This is a genomic window from Pantoea sp. YR525 (assembly GCF_900116775.1).
GTDB classification, from domain to species: domain Bacteria; phylum Pseudomonadota; class Gammaproteobacteria; order Enterobacterales; family Enterobacteriaceae; genus Pantoea; species Pantoea symbiotica.
The window spans coordinates 495,426-520,470 of record NZ_FPBU01000003.1 but is presented as its reverse complement, the minus strand read 5'-3'; the positions used below and the strand labels follow the sequence as shown (position 1 = coordinate 520,470).

Below are 25,045 nucleotides of genomic sequence, written 5' to 3'. Positions count from 1 at the left end.
CCGGATGTCGATAATCGCATGGCTACCATTAAGGATGTTGCCCGTATGGCTGGGGTGTCGGTTGCGACCGTCTCCCGCGTCATCAATAATTCGCCCAAAGCCAGCGAGAGTTCTCGCCTCGCCGTCACGGCGGCAATGGAGCAGTTGCAGTATCACCCGAACGCCAATGCACGCGCCCTGGCGCAGCAATCCACCGAAACCCTGGGTTTAGTGGTGGGCGATGTTTCCGACCCGTTTTTTGGCGCGATGGTCAAAGCGGTGGATGAAGTTGCGGGCCAGACCGGCAACTTTTTGCTGATTGGTAACGGTTACCACAATGAGCAAAAAGAGCGTCAGGCGATTGAGCAACTGATGCGTCATCGCTGCGCCGCCTTAGTGGTGCACGCCAAGAAAATCCCCGATGACGATTTAGAGATGCTGATGAAGCAGGTGCCGGGCATGGTGCTGCTGAATCGCCTGCTAAAAGGCTTTGAACATCGCTGCATCGCGCTGGATGACCGCTACGGCGCGTGGCTGGCAACGCGGCATCTGATTCAGCAAGGCCATACGCAAATCGCCTTTATCTGCTCCACTCACACCATTTCCGATGCTGAAGATCGTCTGCAAGGCTATTACGACGCGCTGAAAGAGCACGGTTTGCCGTGTAACGACCGTTTGGTGGCGTGGGGCGAACCGGACGAAGTGGGCGGCGAGCAGGCGATGACTGAGCTAATGGGGCGCGGCAAGCAGTTCACGGCGGTGGCCTGCTACAACGATTCGATGGCCGCCGGCGCGCTGGCGGTGCTGAGTGATAACGGCATTCGCGTGCCGGAAGAGATGTCGCTGATTGGCTTCGATGATGTGCTGGTATCGCGCTATGTGCGCCCGCGTTTAACGACGGTGCGTTACCCAATTGTCACCATGGCGCAGCAGGCGGCGCAACTGGCGCTGGCGCTCGCCAATGGCAGCGAGATGCCGGAAGTGACCAATATGTTTAGCCCGACGCTGGTAAGACGGCATTCGGTGAGTGGACCGGGTTGAATCCTGGTGCTCGCTTTCCCTCACCCTAACCCTCTCCCGCAAGCGGGAGAGGGGACAGTAAGGAGAGCTCGGTCTGCTCCTTCTCCCGCTTGCGGGAGAAGGTTGGGATGAGGGACAAAGCGCACCCATCACAACTCCCGCGAATACACCTTCACCCGCACATCCGGGAACTCCAGCGCGTCGCACTGATACTGCCAGCCAAAACGTTCGTAATAACCGCCAAACGTTGACCATAACCACAGCTTGTCATGACCGCGCTGCTGCGCGAAATCGATCACATGCTGCTGCAGCGCTTCGCTCAATCCCTTGCCGCGCGCAGACTCCTCGACAAACAGCGCCGCCACCCACGGCGTGAGATCCTGACGGCTGATCAAATCGCAGCGCCAGAATCCCACCGTGCCGAGCGGTATATCGCCATCAAGCGCCACAAAGGTTACCGGGAAATCGGCGCCGTTGAGGCTACTGCGCACAATGCTGTCGTAAAACTCACGCGACGTACCGTCGCCAAACGCCTGCCACAGCCAGTCGGTGATCTGCGAGGCGTGATGCGGCACTTCGCTGAGCGCGACGATCTTCATCAGATCAGCTCCAGCGCCAGCAGCTCCTGAATGGTCTGCGCGCGACGAATTTCACGCGGCGCGCCATTCTCGAACAGCACTTCCGGAATCAGCGGGCGGCTGTTGTAGTTCGACGACATCGATGCGCCGTACGCGCCGGTATCGTGGAACACCAGATAATCACCGACCTGCGCCGCAGGCAGCGCGCGGGTTTCCACTTTGCCGCCTTCCAGCTGCGTGAACACGTCGCCCGATTCACACAGCGGACCAGCCACCACGCTCTCGACAGTGGTGTCGCCCAGCGCGCGGCCATCGACCGGCAGCAGAGAAATGTGGTGATAGCTGCCGTACATCGACGGACGCATCAAATCACTGAAACCGGCATCGACCAGCACAAAGTGACGGCTGCCCATCTCTTTCACCGCACGCACCTGCGACACCAGCACGCCCGATTCGGCCACCAGGAAACGGCCTGGCTCGATCTCCAGTTTCACTGGATGACCGAGGTGCGCGGCGATACGCTCACGCGCACCGTTCCACAAGCCGTAATAGTGCTGGGTATCAATGGCTTCTTCGCCAAAACGATAAGGAATCGACAAACCGCCACCGGCTGAAATCGCCTCGAGATCCTGACCGAACGCCACCACCTGATCGACCATCGCATCACACACCTGCTGCAGATGGCCGTAATCCACACCGGAACCGATGTGCATATGCAGGCCGACCAGATGCAGGCCGTGCTGCTGAATCGCCGCCAGCGCCAGCGGCAGATCGCTGTGCCAGATGCCGTGTTTGCTGTTCTCACCGCCGGTGTTAGTTTTCTGGCTGTGACCGTGACCAAAACCAGGATTGATGCGCAGCCACACTGCGTGGCCCGGCGACAGTGCGCCCAGTTGATGCAGCATATCCACCGAACCGGCATTGACCGGTACTTTCAGCTCGGCGATGCGCGTCAGCGTTGGCTGATCGAACACATCGGCGGTGAAGACGATATCTTCGCCGCCCGGCTGATAACCGGCGGCAATGGCACGCTCGATTTCACCCAGCGACACCGAATCGACTTTGACGCCCGCCGCGCGCATCAGACGCAGAATGTGAATATTGGAGCAGGCTTTCTGCGCAAAACGCACCACGTCGAAGGCACCGAGTTGTGCAATGCGCTGCTGAATAATCGCCGCATCGTACGCCCAGAATGGGCCAGAATAACGCTGCGCCAGCGGCAGTAAGTTGGCGGCAGTTAACGCTGTTTCGCTGTTGTTAAGTGGGCGTGGCATATCAATTCTCCTGTGTCATTGAGGCTATTTAGCCACAGCGCATCAATTCAGAAAAATATCTGTTTTAGCGGCACCTATACAAATATGATATGGGTTGAGCGGAGGAGAAGATGGCAAAAATTAACTGGCGACATATCGAAATTTTTCACGCGGTGATGACCAGCGGCAACCTGACGCAGGCGGCCACGCTGCTGCACACTTCGCAGCCGACGGTGAGCCGCGAACTGGCGCGCCTGGAGCAGCAGCTTGGCCTGCAACTGTTCGAACGCGTGCGTGGCCGCTTGCAACCAACGGTGCAAGGCTTGCGGCTGTACGAAGAGGTGCAGCGCTCGTGGTACGGACTGGATCGCATCATGGATGCCGCCGAAGGATTGCGTCAGTTTCGTCAGGGTGAATTGTCGATCGCCTGCTTGCCGGTGTTTTCGCAGTCGCTGTTGCCGCCGCTGCTGCAGCCCTTTCTTCATCGCTATCCGCAGGTCAGCCTGAATATTATTCCGCAGGAGTCGCCGCTGCTGGAAGAGTGGCTATCGGCGCAGCGTTACGATCTCGGTCTGACCGAAACCCAACACCCGCCAGCGGGCACCGAACGCGTGCCGCTGCTGACCTGTGATGAAGTGTGCGTGCTGCCGCCACAGCATCCGCTGTGTCAGCGCGAGGTGCTGACGCCGCAGGATTTCCACGGTGAAAACTACGTCAGCCTGTCGCGCAGCGATAGCTATCGTCAGCTGCTGGATTCGCTGTTTCATGAGCAGGATGTGGAGCGTCGTTTGGTGCTGGAGACGCACAGCGCGGCGTCGGTGTGCGCGATGGTGCGCGCGGGCGTGGGGATTTCAATTGTGAATCCGCTGACGGCGCTGGATTACGCCGACAGCGGTGTGGTGATGCGTCGTTTCAGTATTGCCGTGCCCTTCACCGTCAGCCTGGTGCGGCCGCAGCATCGACCGGCTTCAGCGCTGGTCGATCACTTCTGCGACCACCTGCAACAGCAAGTGGCCGCGTTTCCACAACGCATTGCCGAGCGTCTGGCTTAAGCGTTGACAGCTTCGCCCTGCCCGCCCGAATTGCGGAAGGTGATCAGGCAGATCACCAAACCAACTGCCGCGAGTGCAGCAGCGGCAACCGGCACCGACGTCAGGCCATAACCTTTCTCGATCACCGCGCCACCGACCCACGCGCCGAGCGCATTGCCAACGTTGAAGGCGGAGATATTCAGCGTCGAAACCAGATTTGGCGCATCTTTGCCGTGGCGCACCACGTTAATCTGCAAGCCCGGCACGGTGGCAAAGGTCGCCATCGCCCACAGGAACAGCGTGATTTCCGCCAGCCACAGCGCATGGCTGGTCCAGCTGAACAGCAGCGAGAACAGCGCAATCAGCACAAAGCTGAGGATCAGACTGAACGACACTTTCCAGTCGGCCAGCTTACCGCCGAGGATGTTACCGACGGTCAGACCCGCGCCAATCAGGAACAGCGTCCAGCTGACACCACGATCCGAAATGCCGGTCACCTGCAGCAGCAGCGGCGCAATGTAGCTAAACAGCGCAAACATCGCCGCCGCAAAGAACACCGTCATCAGCAGCGACAGCCACAGTTTACCGTTGGCCAGCGCGCTGATTTCACTCGCCAGATGCACCGGCTTCTCTTCTTTGTTGGTCGGCAGGCTCACAATCAGCGCGATAAAGGCAAAGATGCCGATGATCGCCACGCCCCAGAAGGTGGCGCGCCAGCCAAACATCTGACCAAACCAGGTGCCGAGCGGCACGCCGAGCACGTTCGCCAGCGTCAGGCCGGTGAACATCAGCGCCACAGCAGAAGCTTGTTTACCCGGTGCCACCAGACTCGCCGCTACCACCGCGCCGATGCCGAAGAACGCACCGTGACACAGCGCCGTCACCACACGCGCCAGCATCAGCAGGTTGTAGGTGTAGGCCAATGCACAGAGCACGTTGCCGATGATGAAGATGATCATCAGCAGAATCAGAGTACGTTTACGCGGCAGTTTAGCTGTCAGCAACGCCATGATCGGCGCGCCAATGGCGACGCCCAGCGCGTAACCGCTGATCAGCCATCCCGCAGAAGGAATCGTCACTTGCAGATCGCCCGCCACCTCGGGCAGCAATCCCATAATGACGAATTCCGTGGTGCCGATGGCGAACGCACTCAGCGCCAGCGCCAGTAATGCAACAGGCATAACACACTCTCCCAATAATTTTTTGCAGGCGGGCCGCACTGCGAGCGCAGTACGGTTACAACAGACGCTTATTAAAATTTGAACTGCGTCACACTGTTATTAAAGCATAGCCCTCTCATGCCAACCACCCCGTGCGCCGCAAGGCTTATTTGCGCCCGCAGCAATAATCCCTGCACGGGAAAATGTCACTGACTAACCATTGAGACAGATTGATGTTTCCGCGCTACGCTTGAAAAGGATGTGATCGTTATCACAGTGAGTCAGCTTTTGACGCTAAATCAAACAGTAAAGGATGGACGTGCACTGCCGATACCTCAATGGATTGCCCGGTTATGTGGTGTCAAAAATCGAGGGGAAAGCGTATGCGATGGCTCATCGCGCTAACGGTTGGCTGCCTGAGTGGCTGCTCTGTTGGGCATTACGAATACAGCAAAGAAGCAGCAAAACGCGTCGATATGACCGTCACCGGCATTCCAACGGTGCTGGGCATTGGTGCGCTTGGCACCACCATTCCTCTCACGCCCGAATACAGTCTGACGGCGGCCCACGTGGCCAAGTATTCGCTCTATCGGGTGAAAGCCTGGCATCCTGAATGCGATATCGCCGTGGTGTACCACAAAAACAGTGAAGCCAATCTGCCACCGCCGTTCCGCAATAGCCATATTGGCGATGAAGTGAATCTGTATGGCTACAGCTTTATTTCCGCGATGCCGGTGGCGTCGAGCGGCAAGAATCTGATCAACACCACGCTGGCGAATGACTGGAACAAGGCCAGTTGTGTGGTGGTGGCGGCCAATGCCGGCGTGGTGAAAGGCATGTCCGGCGGCGCGGTGTATAACGCCAGCGATGATACGCTGGCGGGCGTGATTGTCGGTTACAGCAGCCAGATTGATGACAATAAAAGCGGCAAGACGCTGTTTAAGAATGTGGCGCTGTATGTGCCGTATGCGCGCTTTCAGGCGTGGCTGGATGGGGTGGTGAAGTCGTAGGATTGTGCGATGTTTAGCAAGGTCGCCATGAATGGCGACCCTACGGAATTAAGCGGGAACCCACGCGCCCTTCAACTGCACCTGCGGGAATCCGCTGGTCAAAATACGCAGCTCGGCATCGCGTGGGGTGTTGTCGCCCTGCCCCTGAATGCTGACGATATCCTGCGGACAGGCGGAAAATGCCACAAAACAATCCATCTCGGCGCGCAGCACAATATAGTCGCCCGGCTTCGTCACCACCGGCAGCGTCTTCAGCGTGATGCCATCCGGCTGCACCTGAATATTCATAAAGATATTAAACGAGGCCAGATTGCCGTGCGGCAGCGTCACGCCTAACTCGCTCATGCCTTCAAACAGATTGTCATGGCAGTTGCGATGCGGTTCGGTGCAGCCGAGCAGCTCATAACGACGCGCGTCGCAGGCCGCCATAAAAGTGTCGTGCACGCCTGGCGAGGTATCTGCCACCAGCGTCAAAATCGGGTGGCGCTGGCTGGTGATAAAGCTGTCGCCCACTTTGGGATTGAGACGCTGATTCCACACGCGCGTCGCCTCCATACACATATATTCACTCACGTCTTCAGCGTTATACGCCCAGCAATCCACCACCTGCGTGCCGTGCAGGTTAATCACCTGCACCGCTTCACCTTTCTGCAGACGCACCGCTTTGCCGTAGCGCGCGGGAATGTTCATCGCTTCACGATGCTGAAATTCAGCCGACATGTTGTTCTCCTGATTAATGCTGCATGGCACGACGATAGCGCGTCATGCGAGATTCAAGGCCGCGCGCCAGCCAGTCGAAGACGCTGTTGAGCAGCCAGTAACAGAGCGCCACCGTGAGATAGATCTCCAGCGGCGCGTAAGTATCCGAAATCGCCTGTTTGGCGGCGTACATAAACTCCTGCACCGAGACAATCGACAGCAGCGCAGAGTCTTTAATCAAACCGATCATCAGCCCAACCAGCGGCGACAGCATCTGCGGCAGGGTTTGCGGCAGCACCACATCACGCAGCTGTTCACTGCGGCTCAGGCCCAGCACGCGGCACGCTTCCCACTGCCCTTTTGGCAGTGCATCAATCGCTGAGCGGATCACCTGCGCAATGTAAGGCGCGTAGTAGAGCGTTAACGCCAGCACGCCCACCACCGGCGACGACAGCGTGATGTCATATTCCGGCAGCACAAAATAGAGCAGATAGATCACCACCAGCAGCGGCAGCGCGAGAGTTAACCCGCTGTAAAGATTGAGCAAACGCAGCCAGAACGGCGAGGCACGCATCAGCAGTACGGCCAACAGCGCGCCCCATAGCAGCGAGCAGAGCGCTGCCACCAGACAGAGCTGCAAGGTGGCGAGCAGGCCGTCACCGAGCGACGGCAAAGAGGTGATAATTGCCTGCCAATCCATTACGCCAACCTCCGTTTCGCTTCCAGACGACGCGCCGCCGCAATCAACGGCATGGCGATCAGAAGATAACCGGCCGCCACCAGCAGTAATACCTGCGTGGCTTCATAGGTGCGGGCGATGACGATCTGTCCGGCGTAGGTCAGTTCGGTGAGCGCCACCACCGAGGCCAGCGGCGTGGTTTTCAGCAAGATGGTGAACTCATTCACCAGCATTGGCAGACTGGCGCGCATCACTTGTGGATTGATAACGTACCACCACGTCAGCAAGCGGCTCAGGCCCAAGGTGCGCGACGCTTCAAGCTGTCCGCGCGTCACCAGACTGCGGTTAACGCGCAGGATTTCCGCCACGTAAGCGCCGCTGTTGAGGCCAATGGCAATCACCGCCGCCAGCATTGGCTGACCGCCCAATCCCAGCCGTGGCAAGGTGAAAAACACCACAAACAGCTGCACAATCGCTGGCGTTCCGCGCATCACGCTGACATAGAAACGCCCGATGGCGCGCCAGATCCAGGCACGACGCAGCTGCAGGAAGCAGCCGAGCTGCCCCATCACTACGCTGACCAACGACGCCAGCACGGTGAGCACCAGCGTCATCAGCAGGCCGTGTCCGAGTTCCGGCAGCGCGGCCACTACCTGTTGATCCAGCCCCATGCGTTACTCCGCGTTAAAGTCGTGCAGGTTTTCCGCCACCGACAGCAGCAGCGGCGCGGGACGATCGTTGCCCTCAATGCCGGTGTTGCAGGCGGAGACGATAAACTGCGTGTCCATCACCACGCGACAGGTAATGCTGTCGCCGGCTTTGGTCAGGTTGGTTTCCGGCAGGATATCGCCTTCCCGCGTCAGCTTGACGTGCATAAACAGGTTGATGGGATCCGGCAGCTTCGGCACCACCATGCCCAGACGCGCCAGCTCGCCGCGTAGCGCATCGAGGCAACCTTCGCCCTGATAGCCGCGCTCAGTGAGAAACGCCGTGGTGGAGGCTGGCAGCAGCAGGTCGTGACGTTTCACGCTGTCTTTGCCCAGTACCATCATCGGACGGCGACGATTGTTCACCAGACGCATGCCGGAACCGAGCAGGTAGCTGTTGCTGAACACCCGCGTGTGATGCACCGACAGCCACACGGCGGGATCGGCCAGACTGAAGCCAAACAGCGAAGCCACTGCGCCGTCGCCCTGTGCGGTGATGCGCAGTAACTGGCCGCGCAGTACGCGAATCGAACCGATGCTGCCCGGTGCAACCTGCACCGGTTCAGCCAGCGTGCGCACAGCGGTTTCTTCATAACTTTCACGCATTAACAGCATGATTCATCTCCTGAGCGTGAAAATGGTCGCTGACCACGATGTCGATGGGCGTCACCTGCAGGCCGTTGCCAGGAATGATGTCCTGCGGGCAGGATGAGACCGAGCAGATGAGATCGCACAGCGCTTCAAAGGTGATGCTGTCGCCCGCTTTGCTGTTGGGATCGGTCACTTCCATGCGGCCATCGGCGGTGACCGGGCCATTCTGGAACAGGTTGAACGGCTCTGGCAGCGAGAAGTAGGTGACGCCAAACTCCTTCATCCCTTCCAGCAGGTTATCCACGCAGTTGCGATGCCCTTCGACACCGAAATCAATACTAAAACGGGTGCGATCGCAGGCGGGCACGTTGGCGTCGTGGATGCCGATGCTATCGGCAAGAATGCGCAGCATCGGACGGTTTTCACTCGACCACAGCGCGTCGCCAGGCTTGAAGAACAGCGAGCGCAGTTGTTGACGCGTATGCACCGGCGACAGCTTCTCATTCAGGTCATCGGCATTCACCGCGACGAAATCGGCCGCCTGCTGCCCTTCACTATCAATCACGGTAATAAACTGGCCCTTGCGCACGCGGAAGGTTTTGCCAAAGCCGGCAGGCACCGTCAGGTTGGACTGGCACATAATTACTCCTGCGGAATGAAGTCGCTGGCGGGCACAGTAAAGGTGGTGCCGAGATACTGCTGCTGCAGTTTGGTCAGTTCGCCATCTTTCTGCATCGCCAGGATGTGGTCGCTAATGGCTTTGTTCAGGCTGCCATCTTCTTTACGTGTCGCCCAACCCATCCACTGCGACGGGCCAACTTCACCCACCTGCGCCACTTTACCGGCATATTTTTTCGCCACCGGCGCGAGTACCGAGATATCGTCATAAACGAAGTCGGCGCGTTTGGTCATCAAGGTGCTGACGGTTTGATCCAGTGAATCGACGTTGATGATGGTGATCGGTTTTTTACCCTCTTTCTTCAACTGCTCGTTGAAGCCCTTCAGCAGTTGCTCTGGCACGCTGGCGGTTTTCACCGCGCCGCGCAGACCCGATAAGCTTTCCGGACTCAGAGTTTTGCCGCTGAAGGTTTTCGCCTCGGCTTCACGCACCAGCACGCCATTAACGGTTTTGCTGAACGGCACGGTGAACAGCACTTTCTTCGCGCGTTCCGCCGTGACGTTAAGGGATGAACCTTCGGCATTGAAGGAGCCCGAAATCAGGCCCGGCAGAATGCCGCTGAAGGCGGTTTTCTGAAACTCCAGTTTCACCCCGAGATCTTTGGCGAAGGATTGCATGATCGCCACGCTGTAACCGGTGATCTCACCTTTGTCATCGGTGTATTCGTATGGAGGAAAGGTTGGGTCGATACCGACGGTGATTTTGCCGCTGCTTTTGATGTCGGCCAGCGTGTCGGCTTGCGCCTGCGCTAAGGTGCCTACGGAGAGAAGTGCGGCAATCAGCAGTGCTGTTTTTTTCATTATGATGTTTCCCTGGTGTTGGTGAAATGTCTTTTTCTACTGAGCATATTTTGTGCCAGTTTTTTCACCACTACGTAGGAAAACCCACAACAACTCATTCTTTAGCTAATAAAATCAACTGGAAACATTTGTTTCTTGTTTTTTATTTTTAATTTCTATGATTTCACATGACACAGAATGGGGATGAATAGATTGGCGGAGAGTGGACAGAATTGCACCGTTTTGGTGATTTTTCTGGCGCACCATGCGCCAGCACGGCGCATTATTCGAGTTCGTCGAGGGATTGATGCAGCGCTTCGATTTGCGCGAGATGATCGTTGCTGGCTTTACCCATTTGCCGGGCCACCAGTGAACAGAGCAGATTGCACACGCCAGAGAGCGCGGCGGTGCTGTCAAAGATTAGGCTGCTGTCGGTGTGACAGCGGATTACCCACTGCGCATGGCGCGCCGGTTTGCCGGAGAGCACATCGGCGATATACAGCATTGGCACGTTGCGCTCGGCCAGTGCGTTCATCGCCGCTTCCAGCGCGGGCATGCGCCGACGAAGACCAACGCAGATCACCACATCTTCAGCGGTTAGAGCCGCCATATGTTCCGCCAGCGAATCGCCGGGACGCGGCAGCAGACGCACGTCGGAGTGAATATGGATCAAATCGCGATAGATCAGATGCGCGATGGTTTGGCTGTGGCGCCAACCCATCACTACCACGCGTCGCGCCTGGCTGATGGCGGTGACCGCCTGCTGCAACTGTTCGCTGTCCAGCGTGCGATAGCTGTTGACCAGGTTGGCAATCTCTTTTTCCAGATGCTGCTGCATGATGCTGGCCAGCGGCGACGCGCTGGGTGCTGGTTGCAAGTAAAGCGGTGATCCGCTGCTCTGCATTTCACGCGCCTGGCGACGTGCGGCTTCATAACTTTCGTAGCCGAGATGACGGAAGAAGCGCGTGGTGGTGGCTTTGGACACGCCCGCGCTGTTTGCCAGTTCGGTGGCGGTGTTCATGGCTAACTGGCCCGGTGCGGCGAGTAACACATCGGCAAGTCGCTGCTCGTGGCTGGAGAGTTGATCCCAGTGCTGACGAATCCGGCCCTCTAACGTTGCCGCTTTTGCACTCATGGTGATTCCCTGAAAATGAAAAAAACCATCCTGCACAGAGCGTGCCGGGTTGTCATCAGGAATTTTGTTTTGGAAGGCGGGAATAAAAAAAGGTCGCCATGAATGGCGACCCTACTAAATGCCGGAGAGGATTACTTACCAGACGGGCGCAGTGCCGGGAACAGGATCACATCGCGGATGGTGTGGCTGTTGGTGAACAGCATCACCATACGGTCGATACCAATGCCCAAACCTGCGGTTGGCGGCAGGCCGTGTTCCAGCGCGGTGACGTAGTCTTCGTCGTAGAACATCGCTTCGTCATCGCCAGACTCTTTCGCGTTCACCTGCTGCAGGAAACGCTCAGCCTGATCTTCTGCATCGTTCAGCTCTGAGAAGCCGTTACCGATTTCACGGCCGCCGATGAAGAACTCAAAGCGGTCGGTGATTTCCGGGTTCTCGTCGTTACGACGCGCCAGCGGTGATACTTCAGCCGGGTATTCGGTGATGAAGGTTGGCTGAATCAGGTGCGCTTCGGCGGTTTCTTCGAAGATCTCTGTAACGACGCGGCCCAGGCCCCAGCTCTTCTCAACTTTGATGTGCAGCGCTTTAGCAATCGCCACCGCTTTATCGAAGTCTTCCAGATCGCTCAGGTCGGTTTCCGGACGGTATTTCTTGATCGCTTCACGCATGGTGAGCTTCTCGAACGGCTTACCGAAATCGAAGCTGTGATCGCCATACGGCACTTCCGTGGTGCCCAGCACATCCTGCGCCAGGGTACGGAACAGGCTTTCAGTCAGCTCGATCAGATCTTTGTAATCCGCATACGCCATATAGAGTTCCATCATGGTGAACTCTGGGTTATGGCGCGGCGAAATACCTTCGTTACGGAAGTTACGGTTGATCTCGAACACGCGATCAAATCCGCCAACTACCAGACGCTTCAGATACAGTTCTGGCGCAATACGCAGGTACATATCGATGTCGAGCGCATTGTGATGGGTGATGAACGGACGCGCAGATGCGCCGCCAGGAATCACCTGCATCATCGGAGTTTCCACTTCCATAAACTCGCGGTTAACCATGAACTGACGAATGCCGGCCATGATTTGTGAGCGAATTTTGAAGGTTTTGCGCGAATCGTCGTTGGAGATCAGATCGAGATAACGCTGACGGTAACGAGTTTCCTGATCGGCCAGGCCGTGGAATTTGTCCGGCAGCGGACGCAGCGCTTTGGTCAGCAGACGCAGCTCAGTGATGTGGATCGACAGCTCACCGGTTTTGGTTTTGAACAGCTTACCGCGCGCACCGAGGATATCGCCGAGATCCCACTTTTTGAACTGCTCGTTGTAGACGCCTTCTGGCAGATCGTCGCGTGACACGTAGATCTGAATCTGGCCGCCGACATCCTGCAGGGTAGCGAATGACGCTTTCCCCATGATGCGGCGCGTCATCATACGGCCGGCCACGCTCACTTCTACGCCCAGCGCTTCCAGCTCTTCGTTCTCTTTAGCGTCATAGCTGGCGTGCAGCACATCGGACGTGGTGTCGCGGCGGAAATCGTTAGGAAACGCCACGCCTTTTTCACGCAGCGCGCTGAGTTTTTCGCGACGCGCTTTCAGTTCGTTGTTTAACTCAAGGGCGGCATCAGCGCTCTGCGGTTGTTGTTCAGACATGTCGGTTCCTTATAGCCCTGCTTTTAAACTTGCTTCAATAAAACGATCGATATCGCCATCCAGCACCGCTTGGGTGTTGCGGGTTTCTACGCTGGTACGCAGATCCTTGATGCGTGAATCGTCGAGAACATAAGAACGAATCTGGCTGCCCCAGCCGATATCAGATTTGTTATCTTCCGCTGCCTGCTTGTCCGCGTTTTTCTTCTGCATCTCATATTCGTACAGCTTGGCGCGTAACTGCTTGAAGGCCTGATCTTTGTTCTTGTGCTGTGAACGGTCGTTCTGGCACTGCACCACAATGTTGGTCGGCAAGTGGGTAATACGCACCGCAGACTCGGTTTTGTTAACGTGCTGGCCGCCCGCACCGGATGCGCGGTAAACGTCGATACGCAGATCGGCGGGATTGATATCGATATCGATGTTGTCATCCACTTCCGGGTAGATAAACACCGAACTGAATGAGGTATGGCGACGACCGCCGGAATCGAACGGGCTCTTACGCACCAGGCGATGAACGCCGGTTTCGGTACGCAGCCAGCCAAACGCGTAGTCGCCGATGATTTTAATGGTGGCGGATTTGGTTCCGGCCACTTCACCGTCTGACTCTTCGATAATTTCGGTTTTATAGCCTTTGGCTTCCGCCCAGCGCAGATACATGCGCAGCAGCATGCTGGCCCAATCCTGCGCTTCGGTGCCGCCGGAACCGGCCTGAATATCCATGTAGCAGTCGGCGCTGTCATATTCGCCGGAGAACATACGACGGAATTCCAGTTCGCCCAGCTTCACTTCCAGTGCATCAAGCTCGGCAACCGCTTCGTTGAAGGTCTCTTCGTCGTCGGCTTCCACCGCCAGATCCAGCAGGCCCTGCACATCTTCCAGGCCTTGTGTCATGTGATCCAGGGTTTCGACCACGGCTTCCAGTGAAGCACGTTCTTTGCCCAGCGCTTGCGCGCGCTCGGGTTCGTTCCAGACGTCTGGCTGCTCCAGCTCGGCGTTTACTTCTTCGAGGCGTTCTTTCTTAGCATCGTAGTCAAAGATACCCCCGAAGAACGTCGCTGCGCTCGGTGAGATCCTGAATACGATTTTTGACCGGATTAATTTCAAACATGGCTTTTCAGTCTTTTTTGACGATTCGGTGAAAGGAGATAAAAACTAACGCGCTAGTTTACCCGAAAGTGTGCGTACTTTGTAGCATTGCACGCAGTGTGAGTGAGTGCGCACGCGCCGCGACAAAAAAAGTTCTCAACCTTCTGGAAAGCCGCATTCGTTACGTTTTCCAAAACCCCCCAGCAAATACCTCATCCTCAGAACCTTCTTAGGAATTTTCCTGCAAATTTTAGGCAATTAGCGCTGAAAGACGTCATTAAAGGCCATGATTTATAACGATAAATCATTAAGAATTGTCTTGTGAGAAATTTCCTGCAAGAAAGCAGACACGTCTCAAATAACGCCATTAAGCAGCTGATATTCAGCCTATCGATTTGTTAGCGCCCTTTTATCATTTTGCTCAGTGACTATCCCCCCGATGGACATCACTAACGTCCAGACCGTTTGTCACCACGACCGCCAGGAATGCGCAGCTTCGACAGGGAATGACACAGTAATCAGCGCCCGTAAACGTGAGCGGGCACAACATGTCCTGAGAGACATGAAGGAGTATCGATGTTTATTCCCGGTTTGCGCACTTCTCCGCGCCTGCTTGCCTTGTTAATGCCTTTGTTACTTGCCGCCTGCGGTGGTGGCGGCGGAGGTGGTGGCGGCGGTAGCGCAGCAACCTCGCCCACCGCCGGCACGCCTGAAACACCCACGCCAGCGCAGCCCAGCGCGTCAGGCAATGCCAGCAAAGTCGGCATTATTGATTCGGGGTTGTCGCCCGAGCGCAGTGAAATTAATTACGCTAACGTGCAGTTCACTAGCTACGTCGGCGGCGGCAGCAGTTTAAATGATAATCAGGGCATTAACGGTCACGGCACCGTGGTGGCGCTGACGTTATTGGGCTTGTCACCGGGCAGCACGCTGTATGTGGCGCAGGCATCGCAGAACAATGTCTTTCAGTATAACGATACCGCGCGCGCGGTGAGCGGCCTGCTGAGCCAGGGCGTGCGGGTTTTCAATATGTCGTACGCTTCCAGCGAGCGTTTAACCACCGCACAGGCGTTAACCGATGCGCAGCCGCACTATCAGGTGCTGGTGCAAAGCATGCGTGAGATTGCGGCGGCTAACGGCTTAGCGGTGGTGATCACCGGCAATGGCGGCACCGCAACCCCTTCTCCTAACGCCCAGCTGCCGTTGATTTATCAGGACAGCGCGCTGCAAAAGAACATGCTGGCGGTCACCGGCGTGATGGACAGCACCTCATACGACACGGCGAACCGCGCGGCGTTAACCGGGCCGTTTGACGCCTGCGGCAACGCCGCTGCATGGTGCCTGAGCGCGCCAGGTTACAGCGATTATCGCTTTCAGAATGCCGATGGCACCTGGGTGAATGCGCGCAGTTACGGCACCTCATTTGCCGCACCGCGCGCTGCAGCGACGGCTTCGCAAGTGTTGCAACGTTTTCCGTGGATGAGCGGCTACAACCTGCAGCAAACGCTGCTGACCACCTCCACTTATCGCAGCGATGCTTATGCAGGCGCTGCGGATAGCGCCAACGGGCGGCCTTACAACGATACCTTCGGCTGGGGCGATCTCAACCAGGCGAAAGCGCTGAACGGTCCAGCGATGTTTTGGGCCGATGATTTTCACGCCAGTCTGGATGCGGGCAGCTATGTCTTCTCTAATGCCATCAGCGGCGATCGCGGCCTGATCCTTGACGGCGCGAATAATGGCGGCGTGCTGCAGTTAACCGGCAACAACAGTTACCTCGGCCAGACCAGCGTTTCGGCAAATACGTTGCTTATCGATGGCGCGATTGCCGGCAGTGCCAACGTCAGCGGCAGCGGCACCCTTGGCGGAAGCGGCGTGATTGGCGGCAGCTTACTCAATCAGGGATCGGTCAACGGTGGCTTGCAGGTGCAAGGCGATTACCAGCAACGCAGTAATGGCGTGCTGAATATCGCGCTGAACAGTCCGCTGCGCGTAGCGGGCCACTCGACGCTGGACGGCACGCTGAACCTTGCGCCACCGTCATCAACCTATGTAGTGAAACAGCAGGAAACGCTGCTGACCAGCGATGCGGGCGTCAGCGGCCAGTTCAGTCAGGTCAATACCGGCGTGTTCCTTGATGGTTCGGTCAGCTACAACGCCAACAGCGTGATCGGCCAGCTGACGCGTAAAAATACTGCGGCAGCAGCGGCAGCACTGGGCATGAACGGCACCAGCACCCAGCAAACGGCCGCAAATCTGGAGCAGGCGTTCAGCGTGGCGGATAGCTGGCAGCAACAGGGATCGCTTAGCAGTGCGCAGCAGTCGGCGCTGGGCGCGGCCGGAGCGTTCCAGACGCTGGCGGATGCCAGCAGTGCGCAGGCTGCCATCAATTCACTTTCCGGTCAGGCGCACGCCTCCAGCAATGCGGTGCTGTTTAACGCGCTGGATTATCAAAGCCGCCTGTTAAGCAACCGCATCGCCGACGCCAGCGCCGACAATCGTTACGGTTTCTGGATCGAGAGTGGTCAACTGCGCGGTTCGCTGGATCAGGCGGGCTACCTTGGCACCGATTATCGCAACACGCTTACTGCGCTGGGCGTGGATAGCGATTTGGGCGTTTCCGGTCTGCGCGTGGGCGTGGCCTGGACGCAGAATCAGATCGATTCCACCTACGACCAAACCGGCGGCACCAGCCGTAATCGTCTGCAAGGCGCGATGCTGTATGGCCGTTACGATTTGACGCCAGAGTGGTATCTGCAAGGCAATCTTAGCTATCAACATGGCCGTGATGAGTTGAAGCGTTTGGTGTTGCTGGATGAAGCTTCGCCGGTGTCATCAACCACCAGCAGCAACAGCTGGCAGGCGGCGCTGCAAAGCGGCTATCGCTGGACAATTGAGGATAACTATCGCCTCGAACCGTATCTCGGCTGGCGTGAAACCGGGCTGGATACCGGTGCGTTTGAGGACAAAGGCAGCGCGTTCGGTCTGAGCGGTGACGGCGACAGCTATCGACGCAGCGTGGGATATAGCGGTTTGAGTATCAGCGCACGGCAGGATTGGTCGGCTGGATTGTGGAGCATGCTGAGTCTGTATGGTGAATATCAGTACGCGTTCAACAATCCGTCGATGGATGTCAGCGCGCGCTGGGGCGGATTTGGTGATGACCAGAACCGCTTCACGATTCCTGGTATGCAGCTCGATCGCCGGTCGCAGTGGTTAGGCGTGCGGTTGGATGTGGCGCAGACATCACGTGCGCGCCTGTTCCTGCGCGCCGATCAGCACTTCGCCGATCGTGGTGACGAGAAAGTGCTGCGCGGCGGTGTGGATGTGAGTTTCTGATAAACGTTTTAAGGCCAACCAGGTGCGCATAAATGCGCACCCTACGGTGTAGGGTCGCCATTCATGGCGACCTCACGCACCTTACATCGGCCAGATATGATCGATGATCAATTGCACTGAACGATTACCACGATACTCGTTGATATCCAGCTTGTAGGCCAACTGCACCTGACGCACGCTGCTGTCTGGCCACAGCGTGGTATCCACGTTGAAGGCAATCCCATCTAACAGCGGGCCGCCGCCGAGCGGCTCGACCATCACTTTTAAATGACGCTCGCCCACTAACCGCTGTTGTAGCAGCTTGAACTTGCCATCGAACACCGGCTCCGGGAACGCCTGGCCCCACGGACCGGCTTCTCGCAGCATTTCGGCGGTGTACAGCGTAAACTCCTGCGCATGCAGTTCGCCGTCCGACCAAATCACGCCCTGCAACGCTTCGCCATCCAGCCACTCATCAATTAACGCGGCAAAACGTGCACGGAACTCCTCGTACTTCGCGGTTTCCAGTGACAATCCGGCGGCCATGGCGTGACCACCAAATTTGATCATCAAACCAGGGAACAGCGTGTCGAGGCGCTCCAGCGCATCGCGCAGATGCAAACCGGCAATCGAGCGGCCAGAACCTTTCAACGTACCGTCTCCGGCGGGCGCGAAAGCGATCACCGGACGATGGAAGCGCTCTTTCAGCCGCGACGCCAGAATCCCGACCACGCCCTGATGCCACTCAGGATGGTAAAACGCCAGACCCAGCGGCAGATCGGTGTGCTGGCGCTCCAGCTCATCGCACAGCGCCAGCGCTTCACTCTTCATGCCCTGCTCAATCTCTTTGCGCGTCTGATTCAGCGCATCAAGTTCATTCGCCAGCATGCGCGCCTCGGAGATATCTTCGGTGAGCAGCAACGCCACGCCGACCGACATATCGTCGAGACGACCAGCAGCATTAAGACGCGGACCGACGGCAAAACCGAGATCGCTGGCAGCAAGTTGACGCGCATCGCGATTGGCAATCTCCAGCAGCGCGCGAATCCCGGCGCGGCATTTTCCGGCGCGGATACGGCTCAAACCTTGCCACACCAGAATGCGGTTGTTGGCATCCAGCGGCACCACATCGGCTACCGTGCCCAGCGCCACCAGATCGAGCAGTTCCGCCAGGTTTGGCTCGGCGCGGCTATCGCTAAACCAGTTTTGCTGACGCAGATGCGCACGCAGCGCCAGCATCAGATAGAAAGCCACGCCAACACCCGCCAGCGAACGTGAAGGGAATTCGCTGTCGTTGAGGTTCGGGTTCACAATCGCTTCGGCGGCGGGCAAGGTTTCGCCTGGCAAGTGGTGATCGGTAACCAACACCGGAATGCCGTATTGATGCGCAGTATCCACACCGGAATGTGATGAGATGCCGTTGTCGACGGTGAGAATCATCTCCGCACCGCGCGCTTTGGCCTGCTCGACCACTTCCGGACTCAAGCCGTAGCCATCTTCGAAACGGTTTGGCACCAGATAATCAACGTTGCCGCCGAGGCTGCGCAGCGCCAGCACGGTTAACGCAGTGCTGGTGGCGCCATCGGCATCGAAATCGCCCACCACCACGATGCGTTTACCTGCCAGCAGCATCTGGTGCAGCAGCGTCACGGCGGCTTCGATGCCGCCCAGCGTTTGCCATGGCAGCAGATGTTTAGCGCCGCGCTCCAGTTCCAGCGCCTCTTTCACTCCGCGTTGCAGATACAAGCGGCGCAGCAAAGGGGGCAAATCAGCGGGTAGGCTGGCTTCGGTCTCGGCTTCGCGCCGACGCAATTCAACAGAATGAATCACTGTGCGTTAACCGCCACGCTTCTGGCCGTCAAGCACCTGCTTCAGCTCTTGCGGTCCCTGATAGCCAGGAATCATCATGCCGCTATCAGTGAGAATGGCTGGCGTGCCCTGAATGCCAAACAGGATGCCGAGTTTGTACTGCTGCTCGATATTGATTTTGCAGGTCGCTGGCGCATCCATCTGCGGCGCATCGCCTTTCATTGCTGCATCAAAGGCTTTGTTACGATCGGCGCTGCACCAGATGGCGCGCATGGCTTTTTCCACCTGACCATTCAGACCTTCACGCGGGAAGGCCAGATAGCGCACGGTGATGCCGAGCGCGTTGTAGTCGGCCATCTGCTCATGCAGCTTGCGGCAATAGCCGCAGGTGATATCGGTAAACACGGTAATCACGTGCTGCTCTTTCGGCGCTTTGTAGACAATCATATCTGGCGCCAGCGCGGTGACTTTTTTATCCAGTAGCTGGTTGGTGACGTTGACCGGTTGGCTGCCGCTGACATCATACAGCGGGCCCTGAATCATGTGTTTGCCGTCTTCAGAGACGTAAAGCACGCCGCTTTCGGTCAGCACCGTTTTGATACCCGGTAGCGGTGACGACTGGATTTCAGCCTGCTGCAATCCCAGTTTTTTCAGCGTTTGCTGAATGGCGTTGTCATCGGCATGCGCCAATCCAGTGAATGCACTGACCAGCAGAGCCAGCATCGTTAGCTGCTTTTTCATCTTAAATCCTTGTTACCGCATCTCAAGCGCGCGGATGATGCTGTTGATGTAACAGACGCAGGCGCTCAGTGGCGACGTGCGTATAAATTTGTGTGGTCGAGAGGTCGCTGTGGCCCAGCAACATCTGTACGACGCGCAAATCGGCGCCATGGTTCAGTAAATGTGTGGCAAATGCGTGGCGCAGCACGTGCGGCGAGAGCTTTTCGCTATCGATACCGGCAAGGGTCGCATAGTGTTTGATGCGATGCCAGAAGGTCTGCCGCGTCATTTGCTGCGCGCGCTGGCTGGGAAACATCACGTCCAGCGTTTGCCCGTTGAGCAGCCACGGCCGACCATGTTCCATATAGTATTCAATCCAGTACACCGCTTCTTCACCTAACGGCACAAGACGCTCTTTATTGCCTTTACCGATCACGCGCACCACACCCTGACGCAGGCTGATATCGCTGATGGTTAAGCCCACCAGCTCCGTCACGCGTAAACCGGTGGCGTACAGCAATTCCAGCATCGCCTTGTCGCGAAGTTCAAGCGGCACATCAATGCTCGGCGCCTGCAACAAGCGTTCGACCTGATTTTCACTGAGATCTTTCGGCAGACGCTGCGGCAATTTCGGTGCCGAGAGCAGCGCGCTGGGATCGTCGCTGCGCACTTTTTCCCGATAGAGATATTGGCACAAGCGGCGAATGGCGCTGAGGGTGCGCGCCGAGCTGGTGGCTTTGTAGCCGCCCTCGACGCGTTCGGCGAGAAACTGCTGCAAATCAAGCGCTTCAAGCGTTAAGAGCGTGCGATCGTGGTGATGCAGCCAACCAGTGAGCGTTTGCAGATCCTGCCGATAAGAGGCGAGCGTGTTCTGCGCCAGATTACGCTCAATCCAAAGCGCATCCAGAAACTGTTCGATCAGATCGCTGTCCTGCACTGTACTCTCCGCCCGTATGAAATCGTGCTCATTATGCCTGAAAGTAGCCTGCTTCTGGTACAATTGCCCCCGAGTCAGTTTCAGACAGAGCATTAATTGCATGAATATTGGTTTGTTTTATGGTTCGAGCACCTGCTACACCGAGATGACGGCGGAGAAGATTCGCGACTTTATCGGTGAAGAATTAGTCACGCTGCACAATTTGAAAGATGACGATCCGTCGCTGATGGAGCAGTACGATTTGCTGATCCTCGGTATTCCAACGTGGGATTTCGGGGAGTTGCAGGAAGATTGGGAAGCGATTTGGCCGCAGATTCCGGCGCTGAACTTGCGCGGGAAAATCGTGGCGCTGTACGGCATGGGCGATCAGGGCGAATACGCCGAATGGTTCCTTGATGCGCTGGGCATGCTGCACGAACTGTTGCAGCCGATGGGCGTGCAGTTTGTGGGTTACTGGCCGCTGGAAGGTTATGAGTTTACCAGCAAAAAACCGCTAACCGCTGATGGCTCGCAGTTTGTCGGCCTGGCGCTCGACGATGTTAACCAGTTCGAACTGAGCGATGAACGCGTCGAACAGTGGTGTGAACAAATTCTGACGGAAACTGCAGCGCTGCTTTAAGGCAGCGTTTGCCCCTCGCGCAGAAAACAGCAGGCGCGTAACGTGCGCCATTCACCGGGCGGCAGGTTGTCGTGCATTAACCACAGCCGCCAGCGTTTCCCCTGCTGATTACGCAGCACCAGCAAAACGCCATACGGCAACCAATCCGCCCTGAGATCTGCTCGCCAGCGCACGCCGCGCCACAGCCAGTTGCCCTTCACGTCCAGCGCCAGACGACCTACGCGCTGCACCAAACGGCGCTCGTTGCGCCAGCATTCTGCCAGCAGCAGCACTAACACCGGCGCTTTACTCCACGCCCACGCGTCAGGCCACTCAAGCGCCAGCAGCAAACCGGCGCACAGCAGAAAGAGCGTCACATTCAGTGCGCGCGCACTGCGTGACGCCCGTAGATCACATTGCCACCGGACCGCGTTCACGGTTGCGCTGCTGAATCAGTTTCACCATGCGTTTGAACTCGGGATTGACCGGTTCTCCGTGATTCATTAACCAGTTGAACAGATCGGGATCGTCACTCTTTAACAGCGCGATAAACACCTGCTTATCGGTGTCGTCCAGCGAATCATATTCGAATTTGAAAAACGGCATGATAGCGATATCCAGCTCCAGCATGCCGCGACGGCATGCCCATTGGACGCGGGCTTTGTCGTTAATTTCCATGTCTCGGGTTCCATGACTAAAAACAGTGGCGCTAAGTGTACCTGCTTTTTTTTCTCGCTGCAGGCGCTGTGCTTAACCCTGTGCAATGCCCCGGCGTTACATCCCCCAATTTGCAATGGGTATCACGCGATTTGTGCGCCATATTCAGTAAACAGGTTGCAAAGCCGCACTGCTCTTTTACCATTGCAACCTATTACCTCATTAATCAGGAAAGACCTATGTCGATTTTTACCCTTCCACCTCGCCAGCCTGCTGCATCGTCACGCCTGCCTTTGACCCTGATTTCGCTCGACGAATGGGCGCTGGTAAAGGTGCAGGGCAATGACAGCACGTCTTATCTGCAAGGTCAGCTGACGCTGGATGTCGCGGCGATGGGCGAGACGCAACATCGTCCCGCCGCGCACTGCGATGCCAAAGGAAAAATGTGGAGCAACATTCGTCTGTTCCATCGCACCGAAGGTTACGCGTACGTGGTACGCCGCAACCTGCGCGAGCAGCAGCTTACCGAACTGAAGAAATACGCGGTGTTCGCCAAAGTCACCCTCGTCGCTGATGATGAAGCGGTGCTGCTGGGCGTTGCTGGTTTCCAGGCGCGCGCTGCGCTGGCGGGCGTGTTCGGCACGCTGCCGGATGCCGAAACGCCGGTGGTGCAGCAAGGTGACAGCACGCTGCTGTGGTTTGCCCAACCAGCTGAGCGTTTCCTGCTGGTGACCACGCCAGACCAGGCAAATGCGCTGAAAGATAAACTGGCGGGAGAAGCGCAGTTCAACGACAGCCTGCAATGGCTGGCACTGGATATCGAAGCGGGCATTCCGGTGATTGAAAGCGCCACCAGCGCGCAGCTGATTCCACAAGCCACCAACCTGCAGGCGCTAGATGCCATCAGCTTCAAAAAAGGCTGCTACACCGGCCAGGAAATGGTGGCACGGGCCAAATTCCGCGGCGCTAACAAACGCGCACTCTATTGGCTGGCGGGTAAAGCCAGCAAAGTGCCGGACGTTGGCGGTTCAATGGAGCTGCAGATGGGCGATAAATGGCGTCGTACTGGCACGGTATTGAGCGGCGTGCAGCTGGATGACGGCAGCGTTTGGGTGCAGGTGGTGATGAACAACGATTTGGAGCCGGATAGCGTATTACGCGTGGAAGGCGATGAAAGTGGCAAGTTGACCATTCAGCCGCTGCCGTATTCATTGGCAGAATAATTGCGCACCAAACCCGGAGGGTCGCCATTTATGGCGACCTGGATCGAGCTTACATGACGTAAAAATAAATCGCGCAGAAATGCAACACGCTGCCGCCAAGCACAAAACCATGCCAGATGGCGTGACTATAAGGAATTCGGCGCGAAACGTAGAAAATCACCCCCAACGAATAAACAATCCCACCGGCAGCCAGCAGCCAAATCCCGCCCGGCGACAGTTTGATCGCCAGCTGATAAATCACCACCAGCGACAGCCAACCCATACCGAGATAGGTCACCAGCGACAGCGCTTCAAAGCGGTGAGCAAAGGCGATTTTAAACAGAATACCGGCCAGCGCCAGACTCCAAATCACCACCATCAAACCTTGTGCCAGCGGCGAATTGAGCCCCACCAGCAAGAACGGTGTGTAAGTACCGGCAATCAATAGATAGATGGCGCAGTGGTCAAATTTCTTCAGCCAGTATTTGGCTTTTTGATGGGTAATTGCGTGATACAGCGTTGAGGCGAGATAGAGCAAAATGATGCTGCCGCCGTACAGGCTGTAACTGGTGATTGCGGTGATGTTAGCTTGTGATTCAACGGCTTGTGTCAGCATTAACACCAGCCCGATGATACCGAAAATGCAGCCGATTCCGTGGCTGATACTATTGGCAATCTCTTCTGCCAACGAGTAGCCCTGGGCAATAACTGGGGTTTGTACCATGAAGGGATTCCTGAACAACGGAAAAAGCGAGTGTGCTATTTCTGAGCAACCAGAGTAACCGGGATAATTTTCAGAGTACACATGTACGCTAAATTAAATCTGTGAGTGGGTGTGACAGGCGAGAGATTGATTAAATCGGTCGCCATGAATGGCGACCCTACGGCGATTTGGTGGGGTTTTATGCGTAAATGATCATCGTTTTCAGGTTTTGTAGGGTCGGCATTTATGCCGTCCTGGTTAATTATCGTCCGCCAGCCGCATCGATAAAGGTGCCCGTCACATAAGACGCGGCATCGCTCGCCAGCCAGACAATCGCTTCAGCAATCTCTTCGGCCTGACCACCGCGCCCCATTGGCAACATGCTCGCCAAACGATCGACTCGGCCCGGCTCGCCGCCGTCGGCGTGCATTTCGGTATAAATAAGGCCAGGCCGCACGCTGTTGACGCGAATGCCCTGCGCCGCCACTTCCAGCGACAAACCTTTGGTCAGCGTATCCATCGCTCCTTTTGAGGCGGCATAATCCACATATTCACCCGGTGCACCGAGACGTGACGCGGCGGATGACACATTGACGATGGCACCACCTTTGCCGCCATGATGCGTACCCATGCGTTTCACCGCCTCACGACAGCAGATGAATGTACCGGTGACGTTGGTAGCGAACACGCGTTGAATACGTTCAGCATCCAGCTCTTCCACCCGGCATTGGGTAAACAAAATTCCGGCATTATTCACCAGCACACGCAGTTCGCCCTCTTGCTGATCCAACTGGGCAAACATACGCATGACCTGCGCTTCATCGGCGATATCGGCCTGCAGCGCAAAGGCACTGCCGCCCTGCGCTTCAATCTCTGCCACCACGCTTGCCGCTTCGGCCTCACGCTGACGATAGTTGATCGCGACGCGATAACCCGCTTGCGCCAGCAATAATGCAGTTGCGCGGCCAATTCCACGGCTGCCGCCGGTAATCAAAGCCAGATCCATTTTTGCCTCCAAAAAAAAGGGCCGAATAATCGGCCCTTCATAAATACTACCCGTAAC

General features: G+C 57.0%; 25 protein-coding genes. 6 read left to right on the top strand and 19 right to left on the bottom strand.

The genetic code is table 11. The features are described 5' to 3' along the window. Positions 1 to 18 precede the first annotated feature (18 nt). Complete coding sequence (gene galR, locus BM323_RS08830) at positions 19 to 1,020, top strand: HTH-type transcriptional regulator GalR (RefSeq protein ID WP_036649453.1); 1,002 nt, start codon at positions 19 to 21, stop codon at positions 1,018 to 1,020. A gap of 128 nt (positions 1,021 to 1,148) precedes the next feature. Here the strand turns inward: galR and BM323_RS08825 are convergent, their stop codons facing one another. Further along, positions 1,149 to 1,598, bottom strand: a complete 450-nt coding sequence (locus tag BM323_RS08825) for a GNAT family N-acetyltransferase (RefSeq protein WP_008108205.1) — start codon at positions 1,596 to 1,598, stop codon at positions 1,149 to 1,151. After that, positions 1,598 to 2,851 carry a diaminopimelate decarboxylase gene (gene lysA, locus BM323_RS08820; protein WP_008108207.1) on the bottom strand — a complete coding sequence of 418 codons (1,254 nt, stop codon included), beginning with the start codon at positions 2,849 to 2,851 and terminating at the stop codon, positions 1,598 to 1,600. The genes BM323_RS08825 and lysA overlap by 1 nt, the downstream gene beginning before the upstream one ends. Before the next feature lie 110 nt (positions 2,852 to 2,961). Here lysA and BM323_RS08815 point away from each other — a divergent pair, with 110 nt between their 5' ends. Continuing rightward, positions 2,962 to 3,882 (top strand): LysR family transcriptional regulator, encoded by a 921-nt coding sequence (locus BM323_RS08815; RefSeq protein ID WP_008108209.1) that lies wholly within the window; start codon positions 2,962 to 2,964, stop codon positions 3,880 to 3,882. Here BM323_RS08815 and BM323_RS08810 read toward each other — a convergent pair. Next, the gene (locus BM323_RS08810) at positions 3,879 to 5,042 is read right to left on the bottom strand and encodes an MFS transporter (protein ID WP_008108211.1); all 1,164 of its coding nucleotides are present in this window, start codon (positions 5,040 to 5,042) and stop codon (positions 3,879 to 3,881) included. The two genes, BM323_RS08815 and BM323_RS08810, sit on opposite strands and share 4 nt — an antisense overlap. Positions 5,043 to 5,404: 362 nt before the next feature. Between BM323_RS08810 and BM323_RS08805 the strand changes: the two genes are divergently transcribed. Further along, positions 5,405 to 6,031: a hypothetical protein gene (locus tag BM323_RS08805; protein WP_008108213.1), complete on the top strand. Its 627-nt coding sequence runs from the start codon at positions 5,405 to 5,407 to the stop codon at positions 6,029 to 6,031. A gap of 48 nt (positions 6,032 to 6,079) precedes the next feature. On the opposite strand, the gene BM323_RS08800 is transcribed toward BM323_RS08805, so the two are convergent. From BM323_RS08800 to prfB, 9 genes are all read right to left on the bottom strand, one after another. Next, positions 6,080 to 6,751: a DUF1989 domain-containing protein gene (locus BM323_RS08800; RefSeq protein WP_008108215.1), complete on the bottom strand. Its 672-nt coding sequence runs from the start codon at positions 6,749 to 6,751 to the stop codon at positions 6,080 to 6,082. A gap of 13 nt (positions 6,752 to 6,764) precedes the next feature. Then, on the bottom strand, positions 6,765 to 7,430 hold the full coding sequence (locus BM323_RS08795; protein WP_008108216.1) for an amino acid ABC transporter permease: 666 nt from the start codon (positions 7,428 to 7,430) through the stop codon (positions 6,765 to 6,767). Continuing rightward, entirely contained in the window at positions 7,430 to 8,080 is a 651-nt protein-coding gene (locus tag BM323_RS08790) for an amino acid ABC transporter permease (protein WP_008108217.1), read from the bottom strand. The genes BM323_RS08795 and BM323_RS08790 overlap by 1 nt, the downstream gene beginning before the upstream one ends. A 3-nt stretch (positions 8,081 to 8,083) precedes the next feature. Then, on the bottom strand, positions 8,084 to 8,731 hold the full coding sequence (locus BM323_RS08785; protein WP_008108218.1) for an urea carboxylase-associated family protein: 648 nt from the start codon (positions 8,729 to 8,731) through the stop codon (positions 8,084 to 8,086). Then, a complete protein-coding gene (locus tag BM323_RS08780; RefSeq protein ID WP_008108219.1) occupies positions 8,715 to 9,347 on the bottom strand; it encodes a DUF1989 domain-containing protein in 633 nt (210 codons plus the stop codon). The genes BM323_RS08785 and BM323_RS08780 overlap by 17 nt, the downstream gene beginning before the upstream one ends. A gap of 2 nt (positions 9,348 to 9,349) precedes the next feature. Next, positions 9,350 to 10,186, bottom strand: coding sequence for a transporter substrate-binding domain-containing protein (locus BM323_RS08775; protein ID WP_008108221.1), 837 nt, complete (start codon positions 10,184 to 10,186; stop codon positions 9,350 to 9,352). A gap of 262 nt (positions 10,187 to 10,448) precedes the next feature. Continuing rightward, positions 10,449 to 11,300 (bottom strand): MurR/RpiR family transcriptional regulator, encoded by an 852-nt coding sequence (locus BM323_RS08770; RefSeq protein ID WP_008108222.1) that lies wholly within the window; start codon positions 11,298 to 11,300, stop codon positions 10,449 to 10,451. A gap of 131 nt (positions 11,301 to 11,431) precedes the next feature. Next, the gene (gene lysS, locus BM323_RS08765) at positions 11,432 to 12,952 is read right to left on the bottom strand and encodes a lysine--tRNA ligase (RefSeq protein WP_008108223.1); all 1,521 of its coding nucleotides are present in this window, start codon (positions 12,950 to 12,952) and stop codon (positions 11,432 to 11,434) included. 9 nt (positions 12,953 to 12,961) lie between these two features. Further along, positions 12,962 to 14,060 (bottom strand): peptide chain release factor 2 gene (prfB, locus tag BM323_RS08760; protein WP_139221409.1). Its coding sequence is split into 2 segments (ribosomal slippage): positions 12,962 to 13,984 and positions 13,986 to 14,060, totalling 1,098 coding nucleotides; the frame shifts between segments, so codons are not numbered across the junction. Positions 14,061 to 14,614: 554 nt separating this feature from the next. Between prfB and BM323_RS08755 the strand changes: the two genes are divergently transcribed. Then, complete coding sequence (locus tag BM323_RS08755; protein ID WP_008108227.1) at positions 14,615 to 17,377, top strand: autotransporter domain-containing protein; 2,763 nt, start codon at positions 14,615 to 14,617, stop codon at positions 17,375 to 17,377. Positions 17,378 to 17,458: 81 nt separating this feature from the next. Here BM323_RS08755 and recJ read toward each other — a convergent pair whose 3' ends face one another. The 3 genes from recJ to xerD are packed head-to-tail and all read right to left on the bottom strand — an operon-like array spanning position 17,459 to position 20,822. Continuing rightward, entirely contained in the window at positions 17,459 to 19,186 is a 1,728-nt protein-coding gene (gene recJ / locus BM323_RS08750; RefSeq protein ID WP_008108229.1) for a single-stranded-DNA-specific exonuclease RecJ, read from the bottom strand. 6 nt (positions 19,187 to 19,192) lie between these two features. Beyond that, on the bottom strand, positions 19,193 to 19,906 hold the full coding sequence (gene dsbC, locus BM323_RS08745; RefSeq protein ID WP_008108231.1) for a bifunctional protein-disulfide isomerase/oxidoreductase DsbC: 714 nt from the start codon (positions 19,904 to 19,906) through the stop codon (positions 19,193 to 19,195). Positions 19,907 to 19,928: 22 nt separating this feature from the next. Beyond that, the gene (gene xerD, locus BM323_RS08740; RefSeq protein ID WP_008108233.1) at positions 19,929 to 20,822 is read right to left on the bottom strand and encodes a site-specific tyrosine recombinase XerD; all 894 of its coding nucleotides are present in this window, start codon (positions 20,820 to 20,822) and stop codon (positions 19,929 to 19,931) included. Between the two features lie 100 nt (positions 20,823 to 20,922). Here xerD and fldB point away from each other — a divergent pair, with 100 nt between their 5' ends. Then, a complete protein-coding gene (gene fldB / locus BM323_RS08735) occupies positions 20,923 to 21,441 on the top strand; it encodes a flavodoxin FldB (RefSeq protein ID WP_008108237.1) in 519 nt (172 codons plus the stop codon). Here fldB and BM323_RS08730 read toward each other — a convergent pair. Then, positions 21,438 to 21,797 (bottom strand): protein YgfX, encoded by a 360-nt coding sequence (locus BM323_RS08730; protein ID WP_008108238.1) that lies wholly within the window; start codon positions 21,795 to 21,797, stop codon positions 21,438 to 21,440. The two genes, fldB and BM323_RS08730, sit on opposite strands and share 4 nt — an antisense overlap. Before the next feature lie 34 nt (positions 21,798 to 21,831). Further along, entirely contained in the window at positions 21,832 to 22,098 is a 267-nt protein-coding gene (sdhE, locus tag BM323_RS08725) for an FAD assembly factor SdhE (protein WP_008108240.1), read from the bottom strand. Between the two features lie 218 nt (positions 22,099 to 22,316). Here sdhE and ygfZ point away from each other — a divergent pair, with 218 nt between their 5' ends. Continuing rightward, positions 22,317 to 23,300, top strand: coding sequence for a tRNA-modifying protein YgfZ (gene ygfZ / locus BM323_RS08720; RefSeq protein WP_008108242.1), 984 nt, complete (start codon positions 22,317 to 22,319; stop codon positions 23,298 to 23,300). 49 nt (positions 23,301 to 23,349) lie between these two features. On the opposite strand, the gene BM323_RS08715 is transcribed toward ygfZ, so the two are convergent. Together BM323_RS08715 and BM323_RS08710 are read right to left on the bottom strand one after the other, a co-directional pair. Further along, positions 23,350 to 24,003, bottom strand: coding sequence for a PAQR family membrane homeostasis protein TrhA (locus BM323_RS08715; RefSeq protein WP_008108244.1), 654 nt, complete (start codon positions 24,001 to 24,003; stop codon positions 23,350 to 23,352). A 241-nt stretch (positions 24,004 to 24,244) separates the two neighbouring features. After that, positions 24,245 to 24,988, bottom strand: coding sequence for an SDR family oxidoreductase (locus BM323_RS08710; RefSeq protein ID WP_008108247.1), 744 nt, complete (start codon positions 24,986 to 24,988; stop codon positions 24,245 to 24,247). Between the last annotated feature and the right edge of the window lie 57 nt (positions 24,989 to 25,045).

Bases quoted from the DNA above. Each gene is read 5' to 3' on its own strand.
- BM323_RS08805 (WP_008108213.1), top strand. From the start codon at position 5,405: ATGCGATGGCTCATCGCGCTAACGGTTGGCTGCCTGAGTGGCTGCTCT.
- ygfZ (WP_008108242.1), top strand. From the start codon at position 22,317: ATGTCGATTTTTACCCTTCCACCTCGCCAGCCTGCTGCATCGTCACGC.
- BM323_RS08715 (WP_008108244.1), bottom strand. From the start codon at position 24,003: ATGGTACAAACCCCAGTTATTGCCCAGGGCTACTCGTTGGCAGAAGAG.
- BM323_RS08800 (WP_008108215.1), bottom strand. From the start codon at position 6,751: ATGTCGGCTGAATTTCAGCATCGTGAAGCGATGAACATTCCCGCGCGC.
- BM323_RS08810 (WP_008108211.1), bottom strand. From the start codon at position 5,042: ATGCCTGTTGCATTACTGGCGCTGGCGCTGAGTGCGTTCGCCATCGGC.
- BM323_RS08770 (WP_008108222.1), bottom strand. From the start codon at position 11,300: ATGAGTGCAAAAGCGGCAACGTTAGAGGGCCGGATTCGTCAGCACTGG.
- sdhE (WP_008108240.1), bottom strand. From the start codon at position 22,098: ATGGAAATTAACGACAAAGCCCGCGTCCAATGGGCATGCCGTCGCGGC.
- BM323_RS08710 (WP_008108247.1), bottom strand. From the start codon at position 24,988: ATGGATCTGGCTTTGATTACCGGCGGCAGCCGTGGAATTGGCCGCGCA.
- BM323_RS08825 (WP_008108205.1), bottom strand. From the start codon at position 1,598: ATGAAGATCGTCGCGCTCAGCGAAGTGCCGCATCACGCCTCGCAGATC.
- BM323_RS08795 (WP_008108216.1), bottom strand. From the start codon at position 7,430: ATGGATTGGCAGGCAATTATCACCTCTTTGCCGTCGCTCGGTGACGGC.
- BM323_RS08775 (WP_008108221.1), bottom strand. From the start codon at position 10,186: ATGAAAAAAACAGCACTGCTGATTGCCGCACTTCTCTCCGTAGGCACC.
- BM323_RS08755 (WP_008108227.1), top strand. From the start codon at position 14,615: ATGTTTATTCCCGGTTTGCGCACTTCTCCGCGCCTGCTTGCCTTGTTA.
- BM323_RS08790 (WP_008108217.1), bottom strand. From the start codon at position 8,080: ATGGGGCTGGATCAACAGGTAGTGGCCGCGCTGCCGGAACTCGGACAC.
- dsbC (WP_008108231.1), bottom strand. From the start codon at position 19,906: ATGAAAAAGCAGCTAACGATGCTGGCTCTGCTGGTCAGTGCATTCACT.
- BM323_RS08785 (WP_008108218.1), bottom strand. From the start codon at position 8,731: ATGCTGTTAATGCGTGAAAGTTATGAAGAAACCGCTGTGCGCACGCTG.
- galR (WP_036649453.1), top strand. From the start codon at position 19: ATGGCTACCATTAAGGATGTTGCCCGTATGGCTGGGGTGTCGGTTGCG.
- lysA (WP_008108207.1), bottom strand. From the start codon at position 2,851: ATGCCACGCCCACTTAACAACAGCGAAACAGCGTTAACTGCCGCCAAC.
- BM323_RS08780 (WP_008108219.1), bottom strand. From the start codon at position 9,347: ATGTGCCAGTCCAACCTGACGGTGCCTGCCGGCTTTGGCAAAACCTTC.
- BM323_RS08815 (WP_008108209.1), top strand. From the start codon at position 2,962: ATGGCAAAAATTAACTGGCGACATATCGAAATTTTTCACGCGGTGATG.
- lysS (WP_008108223.1), bottom strand. From the start codon at position 12,952: ATGTCTGAACAACAACCGCAGAGCGCTGATGCCGCCCTTGAGTTAAAC.
- fldB (WP_008108237.1), top strand. From the start codon at position 20,923: ATGAATATTGGTTTGTTTTATGGTTCGAGCACCTGCTACACCGAGATG.